Source organism: Aminobacter carboxidus, assembly GCF_014863355.1.
GTDB classification, from domain to species: Bacteria; Pseudomonadota; Alphaproteobacteria; order Rhizobiales; family Rhizobiaceae; genus Aminobacter; species Aminobacter carboxidus.
The window spans coordinates 152,397-177,438 of record NZ_JACZEP010000004.1 but is presented as its reverse complement, the minus strand read 5'-3'; the positions used below and the strand labels follow the sequence as shown (position 1 = coordinate 177,438).

General features: G+C 63.7%; 21 protein-coding genes. 13 read left to right on the top strand and 8 right to left on the bottom strand.

The genetic code is table 11. The annotated features are described in order from the left end of the window. The first annotated feature begins 16 nt into the window (after window positions 1-16). The 4 genes from IHE39_RS15100 to IHE39_RS15085 all read left to right on the top strand — a co-directional run bounded on the left by IHE39_RS15100 (window position 17) and on the right by IHE39_RS15085 (window position 4,178). A complete protein-coding gene (locus IHE39_RS15100) occupies window positions 17-817 on the top strand; it encodes an ABC transporter ATP-binding protein (RefSeq protein WP_184774742.1) in 801 nt (266 codons plus the stop codon). A gap of 205 nt (window positions 818-1,022) precedes the next feature. Beyond that, the gene (locus IHE39_RS15095) at window positions 1,023-2,357 is read left to right on the top strand and encodes a Re/Si-specific NAD(P)(+) transhydrogenase subunit alpha (protein ID WP_192567044.1); all 1,335 of its coding nucleotides are present in this window, start codon (window positions 1,023-1,025) and stop codon (window positions 2,355-2,357) included. Further along, the gene (locus IHE39_RS15090) at window positions 2,357-2,779 is read left to right on the top strand and encodes a proton-translocating transhydrogenase family protein (RefSeq protein ID WP_192567043.1); all 423 of its coding nucleotides are present in this window, start codon (window positions 2,357-2,359) and stop codon (window positions 2,777-2,779) included. The genes IHE39_RS15095 and IHE39_RS15090 overlap by 1 nt, the downstream gene beginning before the upstream one ends. Window position 2,780: 1 nt before the next feature. Then, window positions 2,781-4,178, top strand: a complete 1,398-nt coding sequence (locus IHE39_RS15085; protein WP_192567042.1) for an NAD(P)(+) transhydrogenase (Re/Si-specific) subunit beta — start codon at window positions 2,781-2,783, stop codon at window positions 4,176-4,178. A 131-nt stretch (window positions 4,179-4,309) separates the two neighbouring features. Here IHE39_RS15085 and IHE39_RS15080 read toward each other — a convergent pair whose 3' ends face one another. Beyond that, window positions 4,310-4,480: a hypothetical protein gene (locus tag IHE39_RS15080; RefSeq protein ID WP_184772063.1), complete on the bottom strand. Its 171-nt coding sequence runs from the start codon at window positions 4,478-4,480 to the stop codon at window positions 4,310-4,312. 246 nt (window positions 4,481-4,726) lie between these two features. On the opposite strand from IHE39_RS15080, the gene IHE39_RS15075 reads away from it, so the two are divergent. After that, complete coding sequence (locus IHE39_RS15075) at window positions 4,727-5,371, top strand: carbonic anhydrase (protein WP_192567041.1); 645 nt, start codon at window positions 4,727-4,729, stop codon at window positions 5,369-5,371. 116 nt (window positions 5,372-5,487) lie between these two features. Further along, window positions 5,488-6,969: an aldehyde dehydrogenase family protein gene (locus IHE39_RS15070; RefSeq protein WP_192567040.1), complete on the top strand. Its 1,482-nt coding sequence runs from the start codon at window positions 5,488-5,490 to the stop codon at window positions 6,967-6,969. A gap of 65 nt (window positions 6,970-7,034) precedes the next feature. On the opposite strand, the gene IHE39_RS15065 is transcribed toward IHE39_RS15070, so the two are convergent. Then, on the bottom strand, window positions 7,035-8,789 hold the full coding sequence (locus IHE39_RS15065; RefSeq protein ID WP_184772056.1) for an ABC transporter ATP-binding protein: 1,755 nt from the start codon (window positions 8,787-8,789) through the stop codon (window positions 7,035-7,037). A 230-nt stretch (window positions 8,790-9,019) separates the two neighbouring features. Here IHE39_RS15065 and IHE39_RS15060 point away from each other — a divergent pair, with 230 nt between their 5' ends. The 7 genes from IHE39_RS15060 (at window position 9,020) to IHE39_RS15030 (ending at window position 16,680) form a co-directional block, all read left to right on the top strand. Continuing rightward, window positions 9,020-10,045 carry a BMP family protein gene (locus tag IHE39_RS15060; RefSeq protein WP_192567039.1) on the top strand — a complete coding sequence of 342 codons (1,026 nt, stop codon included), beginning with the start codon at window positions 9,020-9,022 and terminating at the stop codon, window positions 10,043-10,045. 136 nt (window positions 10,046-10,181) lie between these two features. Continuing rightward, entirely contained in the window at window positions 10,182-11,735 is a 1,554-nt protein-coding gene (locus IHE39_RS15055) for an ABC transporter ATP-binding protein (RefSeq protein ID WP_210327582.1), read from the top strand. Window positions 11,736-11,852: 117 nt separating this feature from the next. Beyond that, window positions 11,853-12,902: an ABC transporter permease gene (locus IHE39_RS15050; RefSeq protein ID WP_192567200.1), complete on the top strand. Its 1,050-nt coding sequence runs from the start codon at window positions 11,853-11,855 to the stop codon at window positions 12,900-12,902. Between the two features lie 172 nt (window positions 12,903-13,074). Further along, window positions 13,075-14,016, top strand: a complete 942-nt coding sequence (locus tag IHE39_RS15045; protein ID WP_184772048.1) for an ABC transporter permease — start codon at window positions 13,075-13,077, stop codon at window positions 14,014-14,016. Further along, on the top strand, window positions 14,013-15,305 hold the full coding sequence (locus IHE39_RS15040) for an amidohydrolase family protein (protein WP_192567038.1): 1,293 nt from the start codon (window positions 14,013-14,015) through the stop codon (window positions 15,303-15,305). Before IHE39_RS15045 ends, IHE39_RS15040 begins: the two co-directional genes overlap by 4 nt. Before the next feature lie 84 nt (window positions 15,306-15,389). After that, window positions 15,390-15,647, top strand: a complete 258-nt coding sequence (locus IHE39_RS15035; RefSeq protein ID WP_192567037.1) for a hypothetical protein — start codon at window positions 15,390-15,392, stop codon at window positions 15,645-15,647. A gap of 112 nt (window positions 15,648-15,759) precedes the next feature. After that, entirely contained in the window at window positions 15,760-16,680 is a 921-nt protein-coding gene (locus IHE39_RS15030; protein WP_192567036.1) for a DMT family transporter, read from the top strand. Window positions 16,681-16,883: 203 nt separating this feature from the next. Here the strand turns inward: IHE39_RS15030 and IHE39_RS15025 are convergent, their stop codons facing one another. The 6 genes from IHE39_RS15025 to IHE39_RS15000 all read right to left on the bottom strand — a co-directional run bounded on the left by IHE39_RS15025 (window position 16,884) and on the right by IHE39_RS15000 (window position 24,926). Beyond that, on the bottom strand, window positions 16,884-17,366 hold the full coding sequence (locus IHE39_RS15025) for a CAP domain-containing protein (protein WP_246485499.1): 483 nt from the start codon (window positions 17,364-17,366) through the stop codon (window positions 16,884-16,886). 115 nt (window positions 17,367-17,481) lie between these two features. After that, complete coding sequence (locus tag IHE39_RS15020) at window positions 17,482-19,923, bottom strand: GcvT family protein (RefSeq protein WP_192567035.1); 2,442 nt, start codon at window positions 19,921-19,923, stop codon at window positions 17,482-17,484. A gap of 2 nt (window positions 19,924-19,925) precedes the next feature. Next, the gene (locus IHE39_RS15015; protein ID WP_192567198.1) at window positions 19,926-20,807 is read right to left on the bottom strand and encodes a choline/ethanolamine kinase family protein; all 882 of its coding nucleotides are present in this window, start codon (window positions 20,805-20,807) and stop codon (window positions 19,926-19,928) included. A 13-nt stretch (window positions 20,808-20,820) separates the two neighbouring features. Continuing rightward, window positions 20,821-22,842 carry an ABC transporter permease gene (locus tag IHE39_RS15010; RefSeq protein WP_434781317.1) on the bottom strand — a complete coding sequence of 674 codons (2,022 nt, stop codon included), beginning with the start codon at window positions 22,840-22,842 and terminating at the stop codon, window positions 20,821-20,823. Further along, on the bottom strand, window positions 22,839-23,861 hold the full coding sequence (locus IHE39_RS15005) for a quaternary amine ABC transporter ATP-binding protein (protein WP_184772036.1): 1,023 nt from the start codon (window positions 23,859-23,861) through the stop codon (window positions 22,839-22,841). The genes IHE39_RS15010 and IHE39_RS15005 overlap by 4 nt, the downstream gene beginning before the upstream one ends. A gap of 99 nt (window positions 23,862-23,960) precedes the next feature. After that, entirely contained in the window at window positions 23,961-24,926 is a 966-nt protein-coding gene (locus tag IHE39_RS15000; protein ID WP_192567033.1) for an ABC transporter substrate-binding protein, read from the bottom strand. Window positions 24,927-25,042: the final 116 nt, after the last annotated feature.

Genomic DNA, 25,042 nt, shown 5'->3' with positions numbered 1-25,042 from the left:
TCAGTGAGGCAATCCCATGAGTGCCACTACCCAAATGGGCGCGGCGGTCGACATTTCGCGGCTTTCCAAGATTTACAAGACACGCGAGGACGACGACGTCCTTGCCCTCGACAAGATCGATCTCAAGATCGAACCCGGCAGCTTCGTCGCGGTCGTCGGCCCCAGCGGTTGTGGCAAGAGCACGCTGCTCTCGCTTCTCGCCGGCCTGACGCCTGCCTCGACCGGCAGCATCGCCATTGATGGCGACGGTGTCAGCAAGCCGCATCCAAAGACCGGCGTCGTGTTCCAGTCGGATCTCTTGCTCTACTGGCGCACGGTGCTCGACAACATCCTGCTGCCGATCGAGATCAAGAAGCTCGATGTTGCCAAGTACCGGGCTCGCGCTGAGGAACTGCTTGCCCAGGTCGGGCTCGAGGGCTTCGGCAACAAGTATCCCTCCGAGCTTTCCGGCGGCATGCGCCAGCGCGTCGCAATCTGCCGGGCGCTGATCCAGGAACCGGGCCTTCTTTTGATGGACGAGCCCTTCGGTGCACTCGACGCGCTGACCCGCGAACAGATGATCATGGACTTGCAGTCGATGTGGCTGCGCCTGCGCAACACGGTGCTGTTCATCACCCATGGCATCGACGAGGCGGTGTTCCTTGCCGACCGCGTCCTGGTGATGTCGCCTCGTCCGGGCCGCGTCGACCTCGACCTCAAGATCGACCTGCCGCGTCCGCGCCAGTGGAGCAAGACCCACGAGGACAAGGACTATCACGGCTATGTCCGGCAGATCCGGGCGATCTTCGAGGCCAAGGGCATTCTCGTCGCCCACTAGGTCAGCGCGGGCCCCGAAAATCGGGATCGATTTTCGGCAAGGATCAAGCATGGCTTCAAGGCCTGCATCATTATTGGCGCCTCCATGTGACGCGCGGCTCCCTAGTCGGTTCGGCCGATCCGTCAAATCGGCAAATACTGCAGTAACGGCATCAACGCCGCCGGGAGATATTCCCGGCGGATGAACATTTGCGCGGAGACCTCGGATGTCCGGGACGATATTCATACCCAGAGAGCTTGAAGCGATTGAGAGCCGAGTTGGTGCTTCGCCGGATACGGTGAAACGCCTTGTCGGGCTTGGTTTTGCCGTGGTTGTCGAAACCGGGGCAGGGACCTTGTCGCGCATTCCCGATGCCGATTTTGCCGCCGTTGGCGCGGTCATCGGCAAGGCATCCGATGTTGCGAAAGCGGATGTCGTGCTGAAGGTGCGCCGTCCCAGCGAGGCTGAGCTCAAGGGCTACAAGCCAGGTGCCGCGGTGCTCGCCACCATGGATCCTTATGGCAACGACGCTGCGGTCGCTGCGATGGCCAAGGCCGGTGTGACGGCCTTTGCCATGGAGTTCATGCCGCGCATCACCCGGGCCCAGGTGATGGACGTGCTGTCGTCGCAGGCCAACCTCGCCGGCTACCAGGCCGTCATCGACGGTGCTTCGGAATATGACCGGGCGCTGCCGATGATGATGACCGCGGCCGGTACTGTTCCTGCGGCCAAAGTGTTCATCATGGGTGTCGGCGTTGCCGGCCTGCAGGCGATCGCCACCGCGCGCCGCATGGGTGCGATCGTCACCGCCACCGACGTGCGTCCGGCGGTGAAGGAACAGGTCGCCTCGCTCGGCGCCAAATTCCTCGCCGTCGAAGACGAGGAGTTCAAGGCAGCGGAGACCGCTGGCGGTTACGCCAAGGAGATGTCGAAGGAGTACCAGGCCAAGCAGGCGGCACTGACCGCCGAGCACATCGCCAAGCAGGACATCGTCATCACCACCGCCCTGATCCCGGGTCGTCCGGCGCCAAAGCTGGTGTCGGCTCAGATGGTCGCTTCGATGAAGCCGGGTTCGGTGCTTGTCGATCTCGCCGTCGAGCGCGGCGGCAATGTCGAAGGTGCTCAGCCAGGCAAGGTCGTGACCACCACCAACGGCGTCAAGATCGTCGGCCATCTCAACGTGCCGGGCCGTGTCGCGGCTTCCGCCTCGCTGCTTTATGCCAAGAACCTGTTCGCCTTCCTCGAGACCATGGTCGACAAGACGAGCAAGCAGATCGCCATCAACCGCGACGACGAACTGGTCAAGGCAACCATGCTGACCGACGGCGGCAAGGTCGTGCATCCGAACTTCGCCAATGCGGCAGCTGCCGCAGCGGACAAGCCAAAACCGATCGTTGCGGGCCAGAACCGTGGCGACGATCCGGCAAGCGATGGTACCGCCAAGGCAACGCCGAAGAAGGCTCCTGCCGCCAAGGCTGACAAACCGGCGGCCGCCAACAAGCCCGCCGCTGCCAAAAAGCCGGCTGCCCAGCCGAAGAAGTCATCTCAGGGAGACGCGTGATGGAAGGTCTTCAAAAAGCCCTCGACCAGCTCGACCAGGCGGTCGCTGCCGTTCGGCTCGGCGTCCAGGATCTCGCCACATCAGAAGGTGCGGCGGAAGCCGCCGGCAATGCGGCGCACGCCGTCACTGGCGGAGCGATCGACCCGTTTGTGTTCCGCTTCGCCATCTTCGTTTTGGCGATCTTCGTCGGCTACTACGTCGTATGGTCGGTGACACCGGCCCTGCACACACCTTTGATGGCGGTGACCAACGCGATCTCCTCGGTCATCGTCGTCGGTGCGCTGCTGGCCGTCGGCATTGCCGCATCGGGCCTTGCCACCGGCTTTGGCTTCGTTGCCCTGGTGCTGGCCTCGGTCAACATCTTCGGCGGCTTCCTCGTCACCCAGCGCATGCTGGCGATGTACAAGAAGAAGGACAAGTGACGTGACCATTAACCTCGCTTCCTTCCTCTACCTCGTCTCCGGCATCCTGTTCATCCTGGCGCTGCGCGGCCTGTCGCACCCGACCACCTCCCGCAAGGGCAACACCTACGGCATGGTCGGCATGGGCATCGCCATCGTCACCACGCTGGCGCTGGCCAAGCCGTCGGCGACCGGCCTCGGCCTGATCGTGCTCGGCCTTGCCATCGGTGGCGGTGTCGGTGCTGTCACCGCGCGCCGCATCGCCATGACCTCGATGCCGCAGCTTGTCGCTGCCTTCCACAGCCTCGTCGGCATGGCCGCGGTGATGGTCGCGGCAGCCGCGGTCTATGCGCCCGAAAGCTTCGGCATCGGTGCGGTCGGGGCCATCCACGGCCAGGCCCTTGTCGAGATGAGCCTGGGTGTCGCCATCGGCGCCATCACCTTCACCGGCTCGGTCATCGCCTTCCTCAAGCTCGATGGCCGCATGTCGGGCAAGCCGATCATGCTGCCGGGTCGCCACGTCATCAACGCAGCCCTTGCCATTGCGCTCGTGGTGCTGATCGTGCTGCTCGTCACCACCCAGTCGACGACCATCTTCTGGCTGATCGTGGCACTTTCGCTTGCGCTCGGCGTGCTGCTGATCATCCCGATCGGCGGTGCCGACATGCCGGTGGTCGTCTCCATGCTCAACTCCTATTCGGGTTGGGCTGCGGCAGCGCTCGGCTTCACGCTCGGCAACCTCGCGCTGATCATCACCGGTGCCTTGGTCGGCTCGTCGGGTGCGATCCTGTCTTACATCATGTGCAAGGGCATGAACCGCTCGTTCATCTCGGTCATATTAGGCGGCTTCGGCGGCGAGACGGCAGCTGTGGTCGACGACGGCATCCAGCGCACGGTCAAGACAGGTGCCGCCGACGATGCGGCCTATCTGATGATGAACGCCCAAAAGGTCATCATCGTGCCGGGCTACGGCATGGCAGTCGCCCAGGCCCAGCATGCGCTGCGCGAGATGGCCGACAAGCTCAAGGCCAATGGCGTCGAGGTGAAGTATGCCATCCACCCGGTCGCCGGCCGTATGCCCGGCCACATGAACGTGCTGCTCGCCGAGGCCAATGTGCCTTATGACGAGGTCTTCGAGCTCGAAGACATCAACTCCGAGTTTGCCCAGGCCGACGTCGCTTACGTCATCGGCGCCAACGACGTCACCAACCCGTCGGCGCGTGACGACAAGAGCTCGCCGATCTATGGCATGCCGATCCTCGACGTCGACAAGGCCCGCACCTGCCTGTTTGTCAAGCGCAGCTTGGGCTCCGGTTACGCCGGCATCGACAACACGCTGTTTTACAAGGACGGCACCATGATGCTTCTCGGCGATGCCAAGAAGATGACCGAAGAAATCGTCAAGGCCATGGATCACTGAGCCAACCAGCCCAGCCAACCAACACCTCGACAAACAAAAGCCCGGTGTTAACCGGGCTTTTTTGTTGGTTGGAAAGCCGTGGCGGCTGCCCCCAATCAGGGTAAAGCGGTGGGACGGCGGCGCCGATGCGGTCAGCTGACCGTATTTTCCTTCTTGTGTTCACAATCCCTGCCTTGGCCGCTCGGCTGCGGGCAGTTTTCGCCGGTGCATTCCTGGGCCTGAGCAGGGCTGACGGATGCCGGTCCGCCATTGCTGGCGATTGAGAGAATGGTGATCGAGGCGGCGAAAAGGAGCAGGCGCATTTCATCTCTCCTTGTGGCTGTGGGCGCGACCAGATGCCAAAAGGCAGGCCGTTTGGCGCGGCATGGTTGGCGCGCGCGGCTGCCTGGCTGCCCTTACGGCAGCATAGTCCAACCAGCATGGTGGTAAAGCGTCGACCTGAACGACTTCTGGCCGGGCAGGGGACCCGCGCAACGGGTTGAACCGACGTTGAGGAACGGCCGCATTTGCATTTGCCGCAACGACCTTTTTTGTTTAAGGCGATGCTCATGTCGCATTTGCCCGAGATCCTGCTCGCCGGTTATCGCAACTTCATGACCGGCCGCTATGCGGCCGAGACGGACCGTTACAAGTCCCTGGCGCGCGAAGGCCAGTCGCCCGAGACCCTGGTTATCGCATGCTGCGATTCCCGCGCCGCGCCCGAAACCATCTTCGATTCCGGGCCCGGCGAGCTCTTCGTCGTCCGCAACGTTGCCAACCTCGTGCCGCCTTATTCGCCGGATGGCGAGTTCCATTCGACGTCGGCGGCGCTCGAGTTCGCCGTGCAGGCGCTGAAGGTCAAGAACATCGTCGTCATGGGCCATGGCCGTTGCGGCGGCATCCGCGCCGCGCTCGACCCCAACATGGCACCGCTTTCGCCGGGCGACTTCATCGGCAAGTGGATGAGCCTTGTGGCGCCGGCCGCCGAGACGGTGACCAGCAACACGATGATGACGCAGGCCGAGCGCCAGACGGCACTCGAACGCATCTCGATCCGCTATTCGATCGCCAATCTGCGCACCTTCCCGTGCGTGAAGATCCTGGAGCAGAAGGGCAGGCTGGAACTGTTCGGCGCCTGGTTCGACATCTCGGCCGGCGAGTTGTGGGTCATGGATCGCGAAACAGGCGACTTCGAGCGTACCTCCGTAGCCTGACGCTGGCTGCCGCTGGCCCCATCTCAGAGACTTGAATGGCCTGACGTCTCCGGCCTAGCTTTGCGCAAGAGCCCTGGGTGCCTGTGCCCATGGCTGCGCCGGCGAGGAGCCAAGCCATGACGATAATCCAGCCCCGCCATTTGCTCGACGGCAGCCATCGCCGCATGTTCATCGGCGGCGCATGGGTGGAGGCGGCGTCCGGCGAGACGTTCGAGACGCGCAATCCCGCCACCGGCACAGTCATCGCCACGGTGCCGCGCGCCGGCAAGAAAGACATCGAGCGCGCTGTTGCTGCGGCACGTAACGCCTTCGATGGGCCATGGAGCCGTTTCAAGCCGCATGAGAGGCAGAAGCTGCTGCTGAAGGTCGCCGATCTGTTCGAGCGCCACTGGGAAGAGATCTGCGTCTCCGACACCACCGACATGGGCCTGCCGATCGCGCGGGCGCGTGGCAATGCCAACCGCGTCCTTGGCATGCTGCGCTACTACGCCGGCATGGCAACGGCGCTGCATGGTCAGACAATCGACAATTCGCTTTCGGGCGACATCATCTCCTACACCCGCAAGGAGCCCATCGGTGTCGTCGGCGCCATCATTCCGTGGAACGCACCGACCGCCGCATCGGTGTGGAAGATCGGCCCCGCCTTGGCCACCGGCTGCACCGTGGTGCTGAAGCCGTCGGAGGAGGCGCCGCTGACGCCGCTGTTGATCGCCGAACTGATGGCCGAGGCAGGCGTGCCCGACGGCGTCGTCAACGTCGTCACGGGCACCGGCGCGGAGGCGGGTGCCCCGCTCGCCGAGCATATGGGCGTCGACAAGATCGTCTTCACCGGTTCGACCGCCACTGGCCAGAGCATCGTCCGCGCCTCGGCCGGCAACCTCAAGCGCGTGTCGCTGGAGTTGGGTGGCAAGTCGCCGGTCATCGTCTGCGCCGACGCTGATCTCGAACGCGCCGTGCCTGTGGCCGCGATGTCGGTCTTCGCCAATTCCGGCCAGATATGCATCGCCGGCTCGCGCCTGTTCGTCGCCCGGTCCATTCACGACGAGTTCGTCGCGCGTCTCGCCGCCTACGCAGCGGGCCTGCGCATCGGCGATGGCATCGACCCGGAGACCGAGATCGGCCCGCTGATTTCGCCACGCCAGCTCCAGCGCGTCGAGGGCTACCTGCGCGCCGGCTCGGAAGAGGGCGCGCGGCTCGTTGCCGGCGGCACCAGGCTGTCGCGTGGCGCGCTCGCGGCCGGAAACTTCGTCGCGCCGACGGTCTTTTCAGGCGTCACCGACACCATGCGCATCGCGCGCGAGGAGATTTTTGGCCCGGTCATTTCAGCGCTACCGTTCGACACGCTCGACGAGGTGGTGCGGCGCGCCAACGACACACCTTACGGCCTGGCGGCGGGCGTCTTCACCCGGGATCTTACCACTGCGCACCAGCTGTCGCGCCGGCTGCAGGCCGGCTCGGTGTGGGTTAACACCTACCACGCCATCGACCCGGCGGTGCCCTTCGGCGGCTACAAGATGAGCGGCTACGGCCGCGAGGGCGGCGCCGAGCATCTCGACGAATACCTCAACACCAAGGGCGTGTTCATCCGCATCGACTGACGCCGGATAGCAAAAAGGCCGCGCCCGGGTCCCGGTCGCGGCCTTTGCAACGCGTTCTGGTCGGCTCAGTCCATCAACTGGAATTCGTAGAGCCTGCGGTAGAGGCCTTCGGTCTCGATCAGATCGACATGGCGCCCCTGCTGGACGGCTTTGCCGTCCTGCATGACCACGATATTGTCGGCCTGGTGGACCGTCGACAGGCGGTGCGCGATGGCAATTGTCGTGCGGCCGGACGACAGCTTTTCCAAAGCCGCGCGGAACAGCGCTTCCGACTCGGCGTCGAGGGCGCTGGTGGCTTCGTCGAGCAGCAAGACGTTGGCGTCACGCAGGATGGCGCGGGCAATCGACAGGCGCTGCTTCTGGCCACCCGAGAGCAGGGCGCCGTTTTCACCGACCTGCGTTTCGTAGCCGCCCTTGAGCGCCATGATGAAGTCATGCGCATTGGCGGCCTTGGCGGCGTCGATCACCTCTTCGTCGCTGGCGCCGTCGCGGCCCAGGCGGATGTTGTGCATGATCGTGCCCGTGAACAGGAACGTGTCCTGGCTGACATAGGCAATGCGGTCGCGCACCGAATGCAGCGTCGCATGGGCGATATCTTGCCCGTCGAACAGGACCTGCCCGCTGTTGGGGTCATACATGCGCATGATCAGGTTCATGATCGTCGACTTGCCACTGCCGGACGGGCCGACGAGCGCCGTCATCTTGCCGGGCGGGAAGGTGAGATCGAGGTCGCGCAGCACCGGCTCGCCGTCTGCATAGGAAAAACTGACATGCTGGAGTTCGATCTTGCCGGGACCTGGCACCAGAGCTTCCGCGCCGGGCTTTTCCTCAAGGGTGAGAGGTCGGTCGGTGAGCTCGAACATCATGCGCACGCCAACCAGGCCTGCTTCCAGCGAGACACGGAAGCGGGCCAGCCGCTTGGCCGGCTCGTAGGCCAGTAGAAGTGCCGTGATGAACGACATGATGCTGCCCGGGGTCTGTCCACCCTGGACGACGAGATAGCCGCTGACCAGCACGACACCGGCGATGGCCAGTCCAGCCAGCGTCTCCATGATCGGGCTGGTGCCGGCTTCGAGTGCTGCGATCGAGTTGGCGCGTCTTTCAACGTCGGAGACGGCTCTGTGCATGCGACTGCGCATCACCTGCTCAAGGTTGAACGACTTGACGATCCTGACGCCGATGGTCGTTTCCTGCATCACCTGCACGATCTGGGCCAGCGACATGAACTCGGCCTCCATGATCTTACGCACCCGGCGCAGGATCTGGTTGACGCCGAAAATCGCGATCGGCCCGACGATGAAGGCGACCAGCGACAGCACGGGCTGCTGGTAAATCATCACCGCGACCAGGCCGATCAGGGAAAACAGGTCGCGCACGAACGAGGTGACGATGACATCGAGCACCACGCGTGCCGCCTGCGCATTGTGGGTGACGCGGGTGATCAGGTCAGACGAGGGGATCGAATGATAAAACGAGATGCCTTGCGCCAGGATCCGGTCATAGATCTTGCGCTGGCGGTCGGCGATGATCGAGTTGCCGACGCGGCTGAGGAAGAACGCCTGGACGAAGGTTGCGATACCCTTGAGGATGAAAATCCCCGCAACCGCAGCTGCGATCAGATAGACCCGATTGATGTCCTTGCTGACGACGAATTCGTCGGTGATGTACTTCATGACCAGCGCGCTCGCGGCCGTCATGCCGGCCACGACAAGCATTGCAACGATGGCTATGCCGTAGCCAACCGCATGCTGGCGGAACGACTCCCGGATCAGCCTCCAGATCAGAAGATGATTCTGCGTCGGGCGAAAAAATCGAGGCAAATCAATAAGTCCCTTGGGCAATAGTCTCCCGCGCCGGACTGTATAGAGCACCTGTCTGCGAAGGGAAACTGCCGTTGATCTTCGGACCCGGGCGTACTGTCGCAGCCGCCACGGCACGGTGGACAGTCGGGTGCCCCAGATTGCCGCTGTCGGCGATTTCGCATACCGTTGACCAAACGATAAAAAGTCGCCTTCGCCAAAGAAGACAAAACCAGCCAGAGGTGGATCGTATGCACAGCAATTCCAGCAATTCAGGCATTTCCAGACGCACCCTGATCAAGGCCGCCGGCGCGTCCGCCGCCATCGCCGCCGTGGGTTTGCCCGGCCGTCTTTTCGCCGCCGACCCGATCAAGGTCGCTGCCGTCTACACCGTTCCTGTCGAGCAGCAGTGGGTCAGCCGCATCCACAAGGCTGCCAACGCCGCCAAGGACCGTGGCGACATCGAATATGTCTATTCGGAAAACACCGCCAACAACGACTATGAGCGCGTTATGCGCGAATATTGCGAGGCTGGCCACAAGCTGATCCTGGGCGAGGTCTTCGGCGTCGAGGATGCCGCCCGCGCGGTCGCCAAGGACTATCCCGACGTTGCCTTCCTGATGGGCTCGAGCTTCAAGCCCGACGCTGCCGTGTCGAATTTCTCGGTCTTCGACAACTACATCCAGGATGCGTCCTACCTTTCCGGCCTCGTTGCCGGCGCCATGACCAAGTCGAAGAACATCGGCATGGTCGGCGGCTATCCGATTCCCGAGGTCAATCGCCTGATGAACGCCTTCATGGCGGGCGTGAAGGAAGTGGCTCCCGATACCAAGTTCCAGGTCGCCTTCATCGGCTCGTGGTTCGATCCGCCCAAGGCCAAGGAAACCGCCTTCGCCCAGATCGACGGTGGTGCTGACCTGCTCTATGCCGAACGTTTCGGTGTCTCCGATGCCGCCAAGGAAAAGAAGGTGCTTGCCATCGGCAACGTCATCGACACCCAGGCCGATTACCCGGAAACCGTGGTTGCCTCGGCGCTGTGGCACTTCGAGCCGACGCTCGACAAGGCGATCGCGGAAGTGAAGGCCGGCACCTTCAAGGCCGACGACTACGGCGTCTATTCCTTCATGAAGAACGGCGGCTCGTCGCTGGCCCCGCTCGGCACCTTCGAGGGCAAGGTGCCTGACGACATCAAGGCCAAGGTGGCCGAAAAGGAAAAGGCGATCAAGGACGGCTCGTTCACCGTCGAGATCAACGACGCCGAGCCGAAATCGAGCTAGCGCCGTTTCCTTCTCCCCGTTCGCGGGGAGAAGGTGGCCCTAAAGGCCGGATGAGGGGCTGAGCCAACTCTCGATGGTTCGCGCCGCCCTTCATCTGGCTGCCGCCATCCTCTCTACGTGAACGGGGAGAGGAGCCTTGTCCGTAACGCCGGCCCCGATTGTCAACGTGACCAGCAACCCCGTCCTCCGCCTCTCCGGCATCACCAAGCGTTTCGGTCGGCTCGTGGCCAACGACGCCATTTCGTTCGAGCTGAAGCGCGGCGAGGTCATCGCCCTGCTCGGCGAGAACGGTGCCGGCAAGACGACGCTGATGAACATCCTGTTCGGCCACTATGTCGCCGACGAGGGCACGGTCGAGGCGTTCGGCAAGCCATTGCCACCAGGCGATCCGCGCGCAGCACTCGATGCGGGAATCGGTATGGTGCATCAGCATTTCACCCTGGCCGACAACATGACGGTGCTGGAGAACATCGTGCTCGGCACGCAGAGCCTGTGGCAGGTGCGTCTCGACAGGGCTGCCGCGCGCCAGCGCATCGAGCAATTGTCGGCCGATTTCGGCCTGACGGTCGATCCTGCCGCCACGGTCTCGACGCTTTCCGTCGGCGAGCGCCAGCGCGTCGAAATCCTCAAGGCGCTCTACCGTGACGCCCATGTGCTGATCCTCGACGAACCGACGGCGGTGCTGACGCCCGCCGAGACCGACGCGCTGTTCCGCACGCTGAGGCTGCTCGTCGCCATAGGCCTGTCGATCATCTTCATCTCCCACAAGCTCCATGAGGTCATGGCCGTCAGCGACCGCGTGCTGGTGCTGCGCGCCGGCCGGCTTGCTGGCGAGCGCGAAACAAAGGCGACCGACCGCAAGGAACTGGCGGCACTCATGGTCGGCCAGGAAGTCAAGCCTGCGGAGGTCAGTCCGGCCAATGTGGGTGCTCCGCTGCTCGTGCTCGACCGGGTCTCGACCGCGCGCCACAACGGCGCCGGTCTCGACGAAGTGTCGCTCATCCTCAGTGCCGGGGAGATCACCGGCCTTGCCGGTGTCTCCGGCAACGGCCAGGCAGCGCTCGCCGCGCTCATGTCAGGCACCCAGCGCCCGACCGGCGGACGCCTCTCGATTGCCGGCCAGGCTGTCGGCGACTGGTCGCCGCGCGCGGCCCTCGGTCACGGCATTGCCCGCATTCCGGAGGATCGCCACGCAGTCGGCACCATCGGCGACATGAGTGTGATGGAAAATGTCATCGCCGAGCGCTATGGCAGCGACCGCTTCAGCCGCATGGGTTTTCTCGACTGGAAGGCGGCGCGGGCCTTCGCCGAGGAGATCATCGCCGACTACGACGTCAAATGCCCGTCTCCCGAAGCGCGCATCCGTCTGCTTTCAGGCGGCAACATGCAGAAGCTGATCCTTGGTCGTGCGCTTGATCCCGAGCCCGCGGTCATCCTCGCCAGCCAGCCGACGCGGGGCCTCGATGTCGGCGCCGTCGCTTATGTCCATCGCATGCTGCTTGCGGCGCGCGAGCGGGGTGCGGCGGTGCTGCTGATTTCGGAGGATTTGGAGGAAATCCTGGCGCTGTCCGACCGCATCGTCGTGATGTCCAAGGGACGGCTGTCCGCGCCGTCGTCGCGCGGTGAGCGGACCATCCGCGAACTGGGTGAGCTGATGGCAGGCCATGGCGGGGAAGGGCAGGCGGCGTGAGGAACATCCTTGTTAGGACCGCGCCCCACCTTGCCCCCCTCTGTCCTGCCGGACAGTCCGGCAGGACAGAGGGGGGTGCTGTCCCGCAGCCATCTCAAGTCGTTGGAAGGCATCATCATGCGGCTTGAGCCGAAACCTGCGCCGTCGCTGGCGCTTACCTTGCTGTTCCCTGTCGCGGCCATCGTCGCCACACTACTCATCACCTCACTCCTGGTGCTCGCCGCCGGCGCTTCGCCGCTGTCGGTCTTCTACCTCGTTGCCAAGGGCGCGGCGGGCTCGCAGTTCGCCTTGCTGGAAACGCTGACGCGTGCGACGCCACTGATCTTCACCGGCCTTGCCGTAGCCGTCGCCTTCCGCGCCAAGCTGTGGAACATCGGTGCTGAGGCCCAGCTTTATGTCGGCGGCATCGTCACCGTAGTGCTCGGCACCGGCGCGTTGCCGCTGCCTTCGATCGTCCTCATCCCCGTCATCATGCTGGTTGCAATGATTGCCGGCGGGCTGCTGCTGCTTGGCCCGGCTGCGTTGAAGACCCGCTTCGGCGTCGACGAGGTGGTCACCACCTTGTTGCTCAACTTCATCGTGCTCTTGTTTGTCTCGATGCTGCTCGAAGGCGTGCTCAAGGATCCGATGGGGCTGGGTTGGCCGCAGTCGCAGAAGGTCATCGCCGAGGCGCAACTGCCGCGCATCATCCAGGGCAAGCGGCTGCACTACGGCTTCGTCATTGCGCTCGTCTCGGCCATTGTCGTCTGGGTCATCATGAAGAAGGCGGTGCTCGGCTACGAGATGCGCGCCGTTGGCCACAACCCTGAGGGTGCGCGTTTCGTCGGCATCCCCGTAAACCGCGTCTTGATGAAGACGGCGCTGCTGTCGGGCGGGCTGGCGGCACTCGCCGGCTTCTCCGAGGTGTCGGGCCTCAAGGGCAACCTGACGCTCGACCTGTCGCCGGGCTATGGTTACTCGGGCATCGTCGTTGCCATGCTGGCGATGCTCAACCCGCTCGGCGTCATCGCCTCCGCCATCTTCGTCGCCGGCATCTTCGTCGGCGCAGACGCCATGAGCCGCACCGCCAAGGTGCCGAGCTACATCGCCGACGTCATGGTCGCCACCTCGCTTCTGACCATGGTGGTGGCAATCCTGCTGACGCGGTTCAAGGTGAGGTGGAGGTGATGCCGCCCAGGAAAAACCCCGCTCCGGCCCTTCGGGCCACCTCTCCCCAAAGGGGCGAGGAAACGCAGCTTCAGCGCCGGCGAATTTCCAGCTTGGGTTCCTCGCCCCTTTGGGGAGAGGTGCCGAGCGCAGCGAGGCGGAGAGGGGTACCTATGAAGGCCAGGAGCTTCTGATGGACGCGCTCGAAATCCTCTTCACCGCCTCCTTCTGGGTCGCTGCCATCCGCATCGCCTCGCCGCTGATCTTCGCTACCATGGGCGAGCTGATCTGCGAGCGCGCCGGCGTACTCAATCTCGGCATCGAGGGCATCATGACCGCTGGCGCCTTCGCCGGCTGGTTCACCGTCTATGCCGGCGGCGATCTGTGGACCGGCGTGCTGGTCGCAGCCCTTGCCGGCGCCATGTTCGGCCTGCTGCACGCCACGCTGACGGTGCCGCTTGGCCTGTCGCAGCACGTCGTCGGCATCGGCGTCACGCTGCTTGCCACCAGCCTGACCTATTTCATCTATCGCCTGGCGCTGCCCGAGGTCACTTCGCCGCCCAAGATCGAGCCGTTCCAGCCGTTGCCGATCCCCGGCCTGTCAAAGGTCCCGGTGCTCGGCGAGGCGCTGTTTTCGCAGACGCCGCTGACCTATCTTGCCTTCCTCACTGTCGCTGTCGTTGCCTGGGTGCTCTACCGCACGCCGGTCGGGCTCGCCGTCCGTGCCGCCGGTGAAAACCCTTCGGCCGTCGAGGCGCAAGGCATCTCGGTCACCGCCATCCGTATGGGTGCGGTCATGGTCGGCAGCGCGCTGATGGCCGTCGGCGGCGCGTTCCTCACCATGTCGGCGTTCAACTCGTTCTTCTTCGAGATGATCAACGGCCGCGGCTGGATCTGCATCGCCCTTGTGGTGTTCGGCTCGTGGCGGCCGGGCAAGGCGCTGATCGGCGCCATCCTGTTCGCCGCCTTCGACGCCTACCAGGTCCGCCTGCAGCAGATGTCGGGCGGCATCGTGCCCTACCAGGTGTTCCTGATGATGCCCTACGCACTATCGATCCTGGCGCTGATCCTGGTGGCGCGCCGCGCCACTTATCCCAAGGCGCTGATGATCCCCTATCAGAAAGGCGAAAGATGAGCTTCGACCTGATCGTCAAGGGCGGCACGCTGCCTGATGGAACCGTTGCCGACATCGGTATCAAGGGCGACACGATCGCCGCGATAGAGCCCAGGATCGAGGCTGCGGCCAAGACTGTCGTCGACGCCTCGGGCAATCTCGTCACCCAGCCCTTCGTCGACCCGCATTTTCACATGGATGCGACCTTGTCCTACGGCCTGCCGCGCATCAATGCCTCGGGCACGCTGCTCGAGGGCATCTCGCTGTGGGGCGAACTCAAGCCGCTGCTGACGCATGAGGCTGTCAAGGAACGGGCGCTCGCCTATTGCGACTGGGCGGTTTCGATGGGCCTGCTCGCCATCCGCACCCATGTCGACACCTGCGACGACCGCCTGCTCGCTGTCGAGGCCCTGCTCGAGGTCAAGAAGGAGATCGCGCCCTACATCGATCTCCAACTCGTCGCTTTCCCGCAGGATGGCCTCTATCGCTCGCCGACCGCGCGTCAAAACACCATTCGCGCCCTCGACATGGGCGTCGATGTCGTCGGCGGCATTCCGCATTTCGAGCGCACAATGGCCGACGGCACACGCTCGGTGACCGAACTCTGCGAGATCGCGGCGGAACGCGGCCTGATGGTCGATCTGCATTGCGACGAGACCGACGACCCGCTGTCGCGCCACATCGAGCAACTGGCCTACGAGGCCCAGCGGCTTGGCATGCAGGACAGGGTGGCCGGCTCGCATCTGACTTCGATGCACTCGATGGACAACTATTACGTTTCGAAGCTGCTGCCGCTGATTGCGGAGGCCGGCGTTTCGGCCATCCCCAATCCGCTGATCAACATCATGCTGCAGGGCCGCCACGACACCTATCCCAAGCGCCGCGGCATGACCCGTGTGCCGGAGATGCTCAAAGCCGGCATCCGTGTCGGCTGGGGCCAGGATTGTGTGCTCGATCCCTGGTATTCGCTCGGCACCGCCGACATGCTCGACGTCGCCTTCATGGGCCTGCACGTCGCCCAGATGTCGAGCCCGGCCGACATGCGCCGCTGCTTTGACATGGTCACCAAGGTCAACGCCGAGATCATGGGTCTCGACCATCTCGGCCTCGAAGTCGGCAAGACAGCCAGCCTCGTCGTGCTCGATGCCGGCAACCCGATCGAGGCGGTGCGCCTGCGCGCCGAGCGGCTGTGCGTCGTCGCCAGGGGCAAGGTCGTGGCCGAGCGCCCAAGGCGCGATACGGCGTTGTCGATCAGGGGTCGTCCGGCTACGATCAACCGTCGCCATGTGGTGCCGCCGCAGGCGGACTGACGCCCCGACAGCATCTGGCTGGATGTCACAAAAAAGTCTACAAGCGCACTCAAGATTCGTGCGGTTGGCGGAAGGAGTAAGACCATGTTGGCGAGGTCCGTTTTCTTGGTTTTGGTGGCGGCTTTGCTTGCCGGCTGCGTATCTTCTGAAGAACAGCGCACGCGCGACGAAGAAAAGTGTCGCTCCTACGGCTTCTCCAAGCGCAACGATGCCTTTGCCGAATGCCTGCAGCGCATCGAGCTCGACCGCCGCGCCGAGTTTCGCCAGAGCAAGTCGGCGTTCGACGACTGGAACCGACCAGTGGTGGTCTACCGTCCCATCGTCGTCGCGCCCAAGCCGTAACCGCTGGTTCTGCGACGCAGCAACACATGGTCCAGGCCAGATTGCTCTCGCCATCGACGTTCCAAGCGCATAGATAGCCGTGATCCGGGCCCGTTGCCCGGCGGATGGCATCATGACTTTTCGACAAGCCCTAGCCCTCCCGAAGAACAACATGGTTCTTGCGGGCATTCTGCTCATGTTGCTGGGCGACTTCATGTTCGCGCTTAACGATGCCATGGGCAAGTGGCTGGTGGAGAGCTTTTCGGTCGGCCAGGTACTGTTCATCCGCTCGATCGGTGCCTTCATCATCCTTGGCCCGATGATCGTCAGGCAGGGGCTCGGTCCTTTGACCGATGTCGAGCGTCCCGGCCTGCAGGTGCTGCGTGTCGTACTCGCCACCGCCGACACCGCCTTCTTCTATGCCGCGGTCGCCTATCTGCCGCTGGCCGACGTCATGACCTTCTACATGGCCGGCCCGATCTACATCGCGGCACTTTCGCACTTCTTCCTTGGCGAGAAGGTCGGCTGGCGCCGCTGGCTCGCTATCGTTATCGGCTTCTGCGGCGTGGTCATCGCGCTGCGCCCGTCGACGGCCTCGCTGTCCTGGCCGTCGCTGTTCGCCGTCGTCGGCAGCATGTCCTTTGCCATCAGCCTGATCCTCAGCCGCAAGCTGCGCGCCACCAACGACACGACCCTCGTCACCTGGCAGACGGTCGGCGCGCTGATCATGGGCGGCATCTTCGCCGCGTCCGACTGGCAGCCGGCAAACGCCATCGACTGGTCGGCCATGCTGTTGCTCGGCGTCGTCGCCTGCGCGGCACATCTGCTGATCACCCGCGCGCTGAAGCTCGCGCCCGCTTCGCTGCTCGCGCCACTGCAATACACGCTGCTGATCTGGGCCGTGGTCATGGGCATCGCCTTCTTCGGCGACTACCCGGATGCGCAGATCCTGATCGGCTCGGCGATCATCGTCATTGCGGGCCTGTTCATCTTCCACCGCCAGAAGGTGGTCGACAAGGCCGAGCCCGAAACGGTGCCGACCAGCGTACACTGAGGGGCAGGGAAGCCCTTTTCCGCCTGCTGGCGCCTTCGGGTGGAAGGGCGCTGTCGCGCCGGACCTGTGGTCTGCGGGCTCTTCTCGACCGTCAGCGCCTCGTCACCGTCACGGCATGAACACAGTTGCCATGCGGTGACGGAGATGAAACCCGCCGACGGTCGAGAAATCGGCGCACCGAAGGCCGAAGCCGAGCGCCTTGCCTACCGCCCCAGCACCAGTGCCCAGTAGCGCTTGTCGCTGCCCTTGCTCTCGCGCACATAGGCGAGGCCGAACTTACTGAAGCGCGGATCGAGCATGTTGCGGCGATGCCCGGCGGAGTTCATCCACATTGAAAACAGCTTGGCCGGCTCCATCCCGCCATGGGCGATGTTTTCGGCTGCAGCACCTGCAACGCTGTTGTCGTTCATGCGCGCGGCGAAATCCTTGCCCCAGCCGGTGGTATGCTCCATCTTGCCGCTGCGCGCCATGTAGGCGGCCTGCTGCAGGGCGGCGCGTTCCAACGTGGAATCTGGGCTCAGAGGCGGCAGGCCGTGTTCCGAGCGGATTGTCTGCAGGTACGTGACGCCGGTGGCCGACGCGCCGGCGGCATCGCCGGCGAGGTTGGAACCGGTCTGGCAGGCGGCCAAAAACAGCAGGGCCCCAAGGGCGGTCGCCCGCATAACCGTGCCTGTCAGTCGCGCCATGATCTGGTCCTTGTCTCGTCGTCCTGCTTTGGTCGACCGTTGATAAGGCAGATCATGGCTTTTTGGCGAATGCCACGCGTCCGGCCGGACGCGCTAAGGTCGCAGCCTGGCCGCGTTATGCCTTCACCCGCGCTGCAGCCGGATCGAACAGCGGCTCGAGATGGATCTTCGCCGGCACGCGCTCCATCGCCACCACAAGTTCGTAGCTGCCGCCGGTCAGGAACGCGTCGTCGACGCCGCCGGCATTTTTGACATAGCCGAAGCCGATGTTCTTGCCGACCGAGTAGCCATAGCCGCCGCTGGTGAGATAGCCGACCGGCTGGCCGTCGCGCAGGATCGTCTCGCGGCCGACCAGCACCACGTCCTTGTCGTCGACGGTGAAGCAGGCGAGCCGTTTGGTCAGCGGCGCGTTGCCAGTCTTCTCCAGCGCCTTGCGGCCAAGGAAGTCGATGTCCTTCTTCAGCTTCACCGCCCAGCCGAGACCAGCCTCGAACGGCGTGTCGTTGGGGGTGATGTCGGAGCCCCAGGCGCGGTAGCCCTTTTCCAGCCTGAGCGATTCCAGCGCGCGATAGCCGATGGGCCGGATGTCGTGCGGCTTGCCCGCCGCCATCAGCGTGTCGAACACCTCGCCGGTGGCGGCGATCGGCACATGCAGCTCCCAGCCGAGTTCGCCGACATAGGTCACCCGCAGTGCCCGCACGTTGGCGCCGGCGATCTCGATCTCGCTGATATGGCCGAAGGGGAAGGCGGCGTTGGAGACATCCGCGTCGGTCACCGCTTCGAGCACTTTCCGCGCGCTCGGCCCCATCAGCGACAGCGTGCCGTACTGCTCGGTGACATCGACCAGCTTCGCGTCCAGCCCTGCAGGGATATGGTCGCTGATCCAGGCGATGTCGTGGGTGCGGAAGCCGGTACCGGTGACGATATAGAACTTGTCGTCCGCCAGCCGCGCCACGGTGAGGTCGGCCTCGATGCCGCCGCGCGTGTTGAGCAGCTGCGTGTAGGTCAGCCGTCCCGCAGGCTTCGACACGTCATTGGCGCAGATGAAGTCGAGCGCCTTTTGCGCGTCCTTGCCCGCCAGCTCGTATTTGGCGAAGGACGACTGGTCGAAGACGCCGACCGACTTGCGCACGTGCAGGTGCTCGTCGCCGACAGGTTCGAACCAGTTCTGCCGGCCCATGGCGTAGACGTCTTTGGCTTCCATGCCTTCGGGGGCAAACCAGTTGGGCCGTTCCCAGCCGAGCTTGGAGCCGAACACGGCGCGGTACTGCTTCAGCCGCTCATAGAGCGGGGAGACGATGTAGGGCCGGCCGCTTGCATATTCCTCGTGCGGATAGCCGATGGTGTAATGCTTGCCATAGGCTTCGAGCGTGCGGTCAGATACCCATTGCCGGTCACGGTGCAGGCCGGAAAAACGCCTAATGTCGACGACCCAGAGATCCAGCGGCGCCTCGCCGTCGATAACCCATTGCGCCAGCACCCAGCCAGCACCGCCGCCCGAGGCGATGCCGAAGGCGTTGAAGCCGGCGCCGACGAACATGTTGGCGCATTCGGGTGCCGCGCCAAGGATGAAGTTGCCATCGGGCGTGAAGCTCTCGGGACCGTTGATCATCTGTTTGACGCCGACATCGGCCAGCCCGGGCACGCGCTCGATGGCCTGCACCATGTGCTGCTCGAAATGATCATAGTCGTCGTCGAACAGGCGGAACTCCCAGTCGTTGGGCACGTCGCCGGTCGTCCAGCCTTGCGGGTTCGGCTCGTAGCCGCCCATGACAAGTCCGCCGACCTCTTCCTTGAAGTAGGTGCGGCGGTCGGGGTCGCGCAGCGTCGGTGCGTCGGTGGCGAGCCCGGGCAGCTTTTCGGTGATGATGTACTGATGCTTGACCGGCTGCAGCGGCACGTTGATGCCGGCCATCGCACCGACCTGCCGGGCCCATTGCCCTGCACAGTTCACCACCTTGTCGCAGGCAATGTCGCCCTGGTCGGTCTTCACACTGAGGATGCGGCCGTCCTTCATCTCGAAGCCGGTCACGCGCACGTTCTCGAACAGTCTGGCGCCGTGCATGCGTGCGCCTTTGGCCAGCGACTGGGTGATGTCGGACGGGCTCGCCTGGCCGTCGCTCGGCAGCCACGAGGCGCCAACGAGATCCGACGTCTCCATCAGCGGCCACATGCGCTTGACCTCTTCCGGCGACACCAGCTGCATGTCCATTCCGAAGCTCTTGGCTGTCGTCGCCAGTCGCTTGTATTCTGTCCAGCGATCCTGGTTGGTGGCAAGCCTCAGGCAGCCTGTCATCTTCCAGCCGGTGGCAAGCCCGGTCTCGGCCTCCAGCCCCTTGTAGAGCTCGACAGAGTATTTGAGCACGCGCGTGATCGAGGCCGACGAGCGCAACTGGCCCACAAGCCCGGCAGCATGCCAGGTCGAACCGGAAGTCAGCTTGCCCTGTTCGAGCAGGATCACGTCGGCCTTGTGGTCGCGGGCAAGGTGATAGGCCGTCGAGCAGCCGATGATGCCGCCGCCGATGACGACGATCTGGGCATGTGAGGGGAGGGCCATGGTCAGAGCTTTCCGTATTGCGTGCGATAGGTTTCGAGCGTGGCCTCGAGCTTTTCGAGGTTCTCCGTGGTGTAGGCGGCATAGTCGACGCCGGGGGCTGTGAGATGGAGTTCCGAGACCATGCTCCACATCGCCTCGCGCAGCAGCGAGGCGCATTGCATGGCCGCGTGCGAACGCTTGATGTCGGCGCTCGGCGCTCTCCCGAAGTAGGCACTGAGCAGTCCGTCCGATTCCTCCACCGTCATGCCGGCATTGGAAGCTGTGCCGGCGAGGTCGAACATCGCGGTCGAAAAGCCGGCATATTCGAAGTCGATCAGCCACAGCCTTTCGCCATCGTCGAGGAAGTTGGCCGGCAACAAGTCGTTGTGGCTGAAGACAATGGGCAGCGGCGCCTGCGACTTTTCCAGTCGGTCCGCCAAATCAAGATAGCGCGGCAGCTCGCCAGCCATCCGGCTTTTGCCGGCGGCCAGCGTGCGGGCATAGTCACGGATGACGTGGAAGGCCCAGAACATGAAGCCAGGACCGGAGACGTGCCGGGGCATCTCGTCGTGGAAGCGGCGAATGAGCTGGGCGATGCGCTCGGCATTGGCCCGCACGTCATCGGCGCCATAGGTCCTGGCACCGAGGAACTCGCTCACCATCACGCCTGGCGCGGCATAATGCAGCTCCGGTGCGAAGCCTGCCTCATGCGCCGCGCGAGCCACCATCACCTCGCGGTCGCGGAAGACGTGGTGGAAAGGATAGTCCTTGCCGAAGCGTACGACATGGCGGCCATTGTGGTCCTCGACCAGCCAGCTCTCGTTGCTGATGCCGCCCTTGAGCGGCGCCATGTCGATGCTCCCGGTCCAGCAGGGCAGGTCACGGATGCGGTCCATTGTTGTCAACGCAGCCATCCCCTTACTCCAATCCCAGCCGTGCCTTTGTCCGAGCGGCCCCAGCCGAGATCAGCCGGTCGGCTATGATGGCGATGAAGGCCACCGCCAGACCGGCAACAAGCCCGCGTCCCGTATCGGCCTTGGTCAGGGCGATGTAGACCTCCTGGCCGAGATCCCGCGTGCCGACGAGCGCCGTGATGACAAGCATCGACAGGGCGAACATGATGGTCTGGTTTAGTCCCAGCATGATTTCAGGCAGCGCCAGCTTGATCTTGATCCTGGTCAGCAACTGCCATTGCGTGCAGCCCATTGCTGTGCCGGCTTCGATCAGGCGCGGATCGACCTTGCGCAGGCCATGCACGGTGTAGCGAATCGCCGGAGAGATCGCATATGCCACCACTGCAATCATGGCGGTGAAGTCGCCGACACGGAACAGCATCACCGCCGGCATCAGGTAGACGAAGGATGGCAGCGTCTGCAGTGTGTCGATGATCACCTGCACCCAATTCCACAGCCTGTCGCGCTGGGCAGCGGCGATGCCGATGGGAACTCCGATCAGGCAAGCCAGAACGACCGATATTCCGCACAGATAGACCGTGATCATCGCCTTTTCCCACTGGCCCGTGGCGGCGATAAGGAAAGCAAGCGCGCCGGTGAGCGTTGCCAGGCGAAGGCCACCGAGGCGATAGCCGGCGAAGGCCAGAAGTGCTGTAACTCCCGCCCAGGGCAGTCCGAGCAGCAGTCGCTTGAGCGGGACCAGTATGTTCAGCAGGACTGCGTTCTTGGCCGCTTCCAACGTATCGAAGTAGTTGACGTTGATCCAGCCGACCACATTGGACCAGAACGAGCCGGTCGAGAGCTGGAGCGCCGGCGGATAGGTTTGCAGTGCCGGCATGGCGAGACCGGCAACACCGGCCAGAACGATCATTGCCAATGCCGCCACGATGTAGGGATGACGAGCCGGGAGGCTGGTCGACACGGCGGGCGGCGTCATTGTGCCGGCGCGTGCGGCAAACGCCTGGCTCAAACGGTCGAGCGCGATCGCCAATGCGACGATGGCAAGTCCAGCTTCCAGGCCGGCGCCGATGTCGAGCCGCCGCAATGCCGCCAGAACATCGAAGCCCAGGCCTCCGGCGCCGATCATCGAGGCTATGATCACCATATTCAGCGACAGCATGATCACCTGGTTGACGCCGACCATCAGGCCGTCCTTGGCCGATGGCACCAGCACCCGCCATGTCATCTGCCGGCGCGTGCAGCCGATCATCCTGCCAAGGTCGAGCGTATCGGAAGGCACCGCGCGCAGCGCGAGCGTGGCAATGCGGGTCATTGGCGGCATCGCGTAGATCACCGTCGCCACCACCGCCGCTGTCGGCCCGAAACCGAACAGGAACAGGATCGGCACCAGGTAGGCAAAGACCGGAATGGTTTGCATCAGGTCGAGGACTGGGGTGAGTGCCCGTTCGAACCAGTGCCAGCGATAGGCCGCAATGCCAAGCAGCAGCCCGCCGATCACGCCGATCGGCACCGCAACCAGGATCGAGGCGAGCGTTGCCATTGCGCTCTGCCATTGGCCGAAGGCTGCCAGGAAGCCAAAGCACAGCACCACCAGTGTCGCGAGCTTGCGGCCTCCGGCATGAAAACCGATCAGGCCAATGGTCGCGGTCACTGCGACCCATGACAGCGGTGGCAATATCTGGACCGCGCCCGAGCCCTGGCCTTTGAGAAAGCCGGTCGCCAGCAGGCTGAGCGCGCAGCGGTAAGGCAGGTCGATCAGGGCGGCAATGAACCGGGTCAGGTCCTTGAAGCTGAACAGTCCGAAATGCGCCTCGTTGACTAGCCATTTCATGAAATCGCCGATCCATCGTCCAGCGGGGATGATCGCTGCACCGGGATATTCGAAGGCCCAGTCATAGGCCCCGCCAAACCGCCAAAGCACAATGAAGGCGCCGGCAGCGACGATCCAGGGAATGAGCCCGCGCGGCAAGCCAATCGGACCGGCAGCAGCTTCGACGCTGGGGTTGGCCGGGGCGGTCATCGTCATCCCCTCATCAGCACGTCGACGACGTCGGTCCGAAGCAGTTGGCCCAACATGTTGCCTGCTTCGTCGATGACACCGACGCACTCGGTGGAACCGTCGAAAAGTGCGACGGCATCCGACACGGTGGCCCGCGCCGGCACCGATGTTTTCGGCTGCGCGCCCTGTACCGGTTTCATGATCGATTGCGCCTTGATCACCTTGGCTTTCGGGACGTTGCGGGTGAACTCGGCGACATAGTCGGTGGCCGGGGCAAGGACGATGTCCTCGGGCGTGCCGATCTGCACGACGGCTCCATCCTTCATGATGGCAATGCGGTCGGCCAACCTGATCGCTTCGTCGAAATCGTGGGTGATGAAAACGATGGTCTTGTTCAGTACTGATTGCAGTCGAATGAATTCATCCTGCATTTCGCGCCGGATGAGCGGGTCGAGCGCCGAGAAGGGTTCATCGAGGAACCAAAGCTCCGGTTCCACCGCCAGCGACCTGGCAATGCCGACTCGCTGCTGCTGGCCGCCGGAGAGTTCGCGCGGGAAGACACCTTCCTTGCCAGACAGGCCGACAAGTTCGACCATGCGGCGCGCCAGCTCCTCCCGCTTGTGCCGTTTGACGCCTTGAACCTCCAGCGGAAAGGCCACATTCGCCAGCACCGTCAAATGCGGCAGCAACGCGAATTGCTGGAACACCATGCCCATCTGGTGGCGGCGGATTTCGATCATCCGGGCTTCGTCGGCAGCGAGCAGGTTTTCGCCATTGAACAGGATTTCGCCTGAGCTCGGTTCGACCAGGCGCGACAGACAGCGCACCAGTGTCGACTTGCCAGAGCCCGACAGCCCCATGATGATGAAGATCTCGCCGTCACGGACCTCGAGATTGACATTACGTACCGCGCCGACGAGGCCCGCTTTCGTAAGATCGTCGCCGGTGACCGATTCCGGTTCCCGCGCTCGCAGGAAATCGCGCGCGCCGGAGCCGAACAGCTTCCAGACATTGCGGCAGACGAGTTTAGGTTGGCTATCGTTCATCGACCCGGCTGACAATGCTTGCGGGAAATCTGCCCTTCGGCCATGGGGCCGAAGGGATGACACGCGTCGTTCGTTCCGCCCCGAAGGCGGGAATGCGGTCTATTTCTTGATCCAGCCGGACCAGCGGGCTTCGTTGGCGCCCATCCACTCCGCCACCACGTCGCTGACGCTCTTTCCGTCGAGGTCGACCTTGGTGATCATTGCGCCCATCTCGTCATTGTTGATCGTGAACGCTTTGATCGCGGCATAGGCGCCGGGCCATTTATCCTTGACGCCTGACCAGCCGACTTTCCAGATTTCGCCGAAAGGCTTGCCGCAATCATATTGGGCGGCGGCATTCGAGCCCCATTTCGGGTCCTCGTAGCATTCCTTGGTATATGCTGGGAATTCGACCCATTCGCCCTTGTATTTGGCCGGCGCCCAATGCGGTGCGTAGATCCACAGCATGATCGGCGCCTGCCGCTGATAGGCACTTTCGAGTTCGGCAAACAGTGCGGCGTCGGTGCCGGCATGGATTACTTCGAAGGGCAGGTCGAGCGCCTGCACACGCTCATCGTCGAAGCCGCCCCAGGTGACTGGGCCGCCGAGATAGCGCCCCTTTGGGGCGGTTTCAGCGGTGGAGAACGCCTCGGCGCACGACGCTTCCTTCAGTGCTTCCCAATTGGGAAGGCCTGGGCACTTCTCCTTCATGTATTCGGGGAACCACCATTCTTCCTTGGCCTTCATGCCGGTCGGGCCGATGTTCTCTACCTTGCCAGTTGCCGTCGCCGCGTCCATGGCGTCGCGTCCGGTGGTCTCCCACATCTCCATCGCCACATGCAGGTCGCCGGCTTCAAGCCCGGCAAACTGCGCGAGATAGTCGGCCTGGACATATTCAATGTTGTATCCGCCCTTCTTCAGCACTTCGCCCATGATCTCGGTGGTGATCAACTGACCAGTCCAGTCGTGTAGTGTCAGCTTGATTGGGTCGGTGGATTCCTGTGCCGTGGCCGGTGTCATGGCAAACGCAGCTGACAGCGCCAGTGCTATCGCTGCGGACTGCAAAACCTTGTTGCGCGCGAACATGTCGTGCCTCCTGATCACCCTCTGAAGATGTTGTTTCTTCTTGGTATACCCGAAGGCCCGCACGGCATTGGCGACGGCGGCTCCTGCCAGGTTACTATATGAGTGTCACGCAGCGT

Coding starts and splice junctions, on each gene's coding strand:
- IHE39_RS15100 (WP_184774742.1), top strand. CDS start 17: ATGAGTGCCACTACCCAAATGGGCGCGGCGGTCGACATTTCGCGGCTT.
- IHE39_RS15095 (WP_192567044.1), top strand. CDS start 1,023: ATGTCCGGGACGATATTCATACCCAGAGAGCTTGAAGCGATTGAGAGC.
- IHE39_RS15090 (WP_192567043.1), top strand. CDS start 2,357: ATGGAAGGTCTTCAAAAAGCCCTCGACCAGCTCGACCAGGCGGTCGCT.
- IHE39_RS15080 (WP_184772063.1), bottom strand. CDS start 4,480: ATGCGCCTGCTCCTTTTCGCCGCCTCGATCACCATTCTCTCAATCGCC.
- IHE39_RS15075 (WP_192567041.1), top strand. CDS start 4,727: ATGTCGCATTTGCCCGAGATCCTGCTCGCCGGTTATCGCAACTTCATG.
- IHE39_RS15070 (WP_192567040.1), top strand. CDS start 5,488: ATGACGATAATCCAGCCCCGCCATTTGCTCGACGGCAGCCATCGCCGC.
- IHE39_RS15060 (WP_192567039.1), top strand. CDS start 9,020: ATGCACAGCAATTCCAGCAATTCAGGCATTTCCAGACGCACCCTGATC.
- IHE39_RS15050 (WP_192567200.1), top strand. CDS start 11,853: ATGCGGCTTGAGCCGAAACCTGCGCCGTCGCTGGCGCTTACCTTGCTG.
- IHE39_RS15045 (WP_184772048.1), top strand. CDS start 13,075: ATGGACGCGCTCGAAATCCTCTTCACCGCCTCCTTCTGGGTCGCTGCC.
- IHE39_RS15040 (WP_192567038.1), top strand. CDS start 14,013: ATGAGCTTCGACCTGATCGTCAAGGGCGGCACGCTGCCTGATGGAACC.
- IHE39_RS15035 (WP_192567037.1), top strand. CDS start 15,390: ATGTTGGCGAGGTCCGTTTTCTTGGTTTTGGTGGCGGCTTTGCTTGCC.
- IHE39_RS15030 (WP_192567036.1), top strand. CDS start 15,760: ATGACTTTTCGACAAGCCCTAGCCCTCCCGAAGAACAACATGGTTCTT.
- IHE39_RS15025 (WP_246485499.1), bottom strand. CDS start 17,366: ATGGCGCGACTGACAGGCACGGTTATGCGGGCGACCGCCCTTGGGGCC.
- IHE39_RS15020 (WP_192567035.1), bottom strand. CDS start 19,923: ATGGCCCTCCCCTCACATGCCCAGATCGTCGTCATCGGCGGCGGCATC.
- IHE39_RS15010 (WP_434781317.1), bottom strand. CDS start 22,842: ATGACGATGACCGCCCCGGCCAACCCCAGCGTCGAAGCTGCTGCCGGT.
- IHE39_RS15005 (WP_184772036.1), bottom strand. CDS start 23,861: ATGAACGATAGCCAACCTAAACTCGTCTGCCGCAATGTCTGGAAGCTG.
- IHE39_RS15000 (WP_192567033.1), bottom strand. CDS start 24,926: ATGTTCGCGCGCAACAAGGTTTTGCAGTCCGCAGCGATAGCACTGGCG.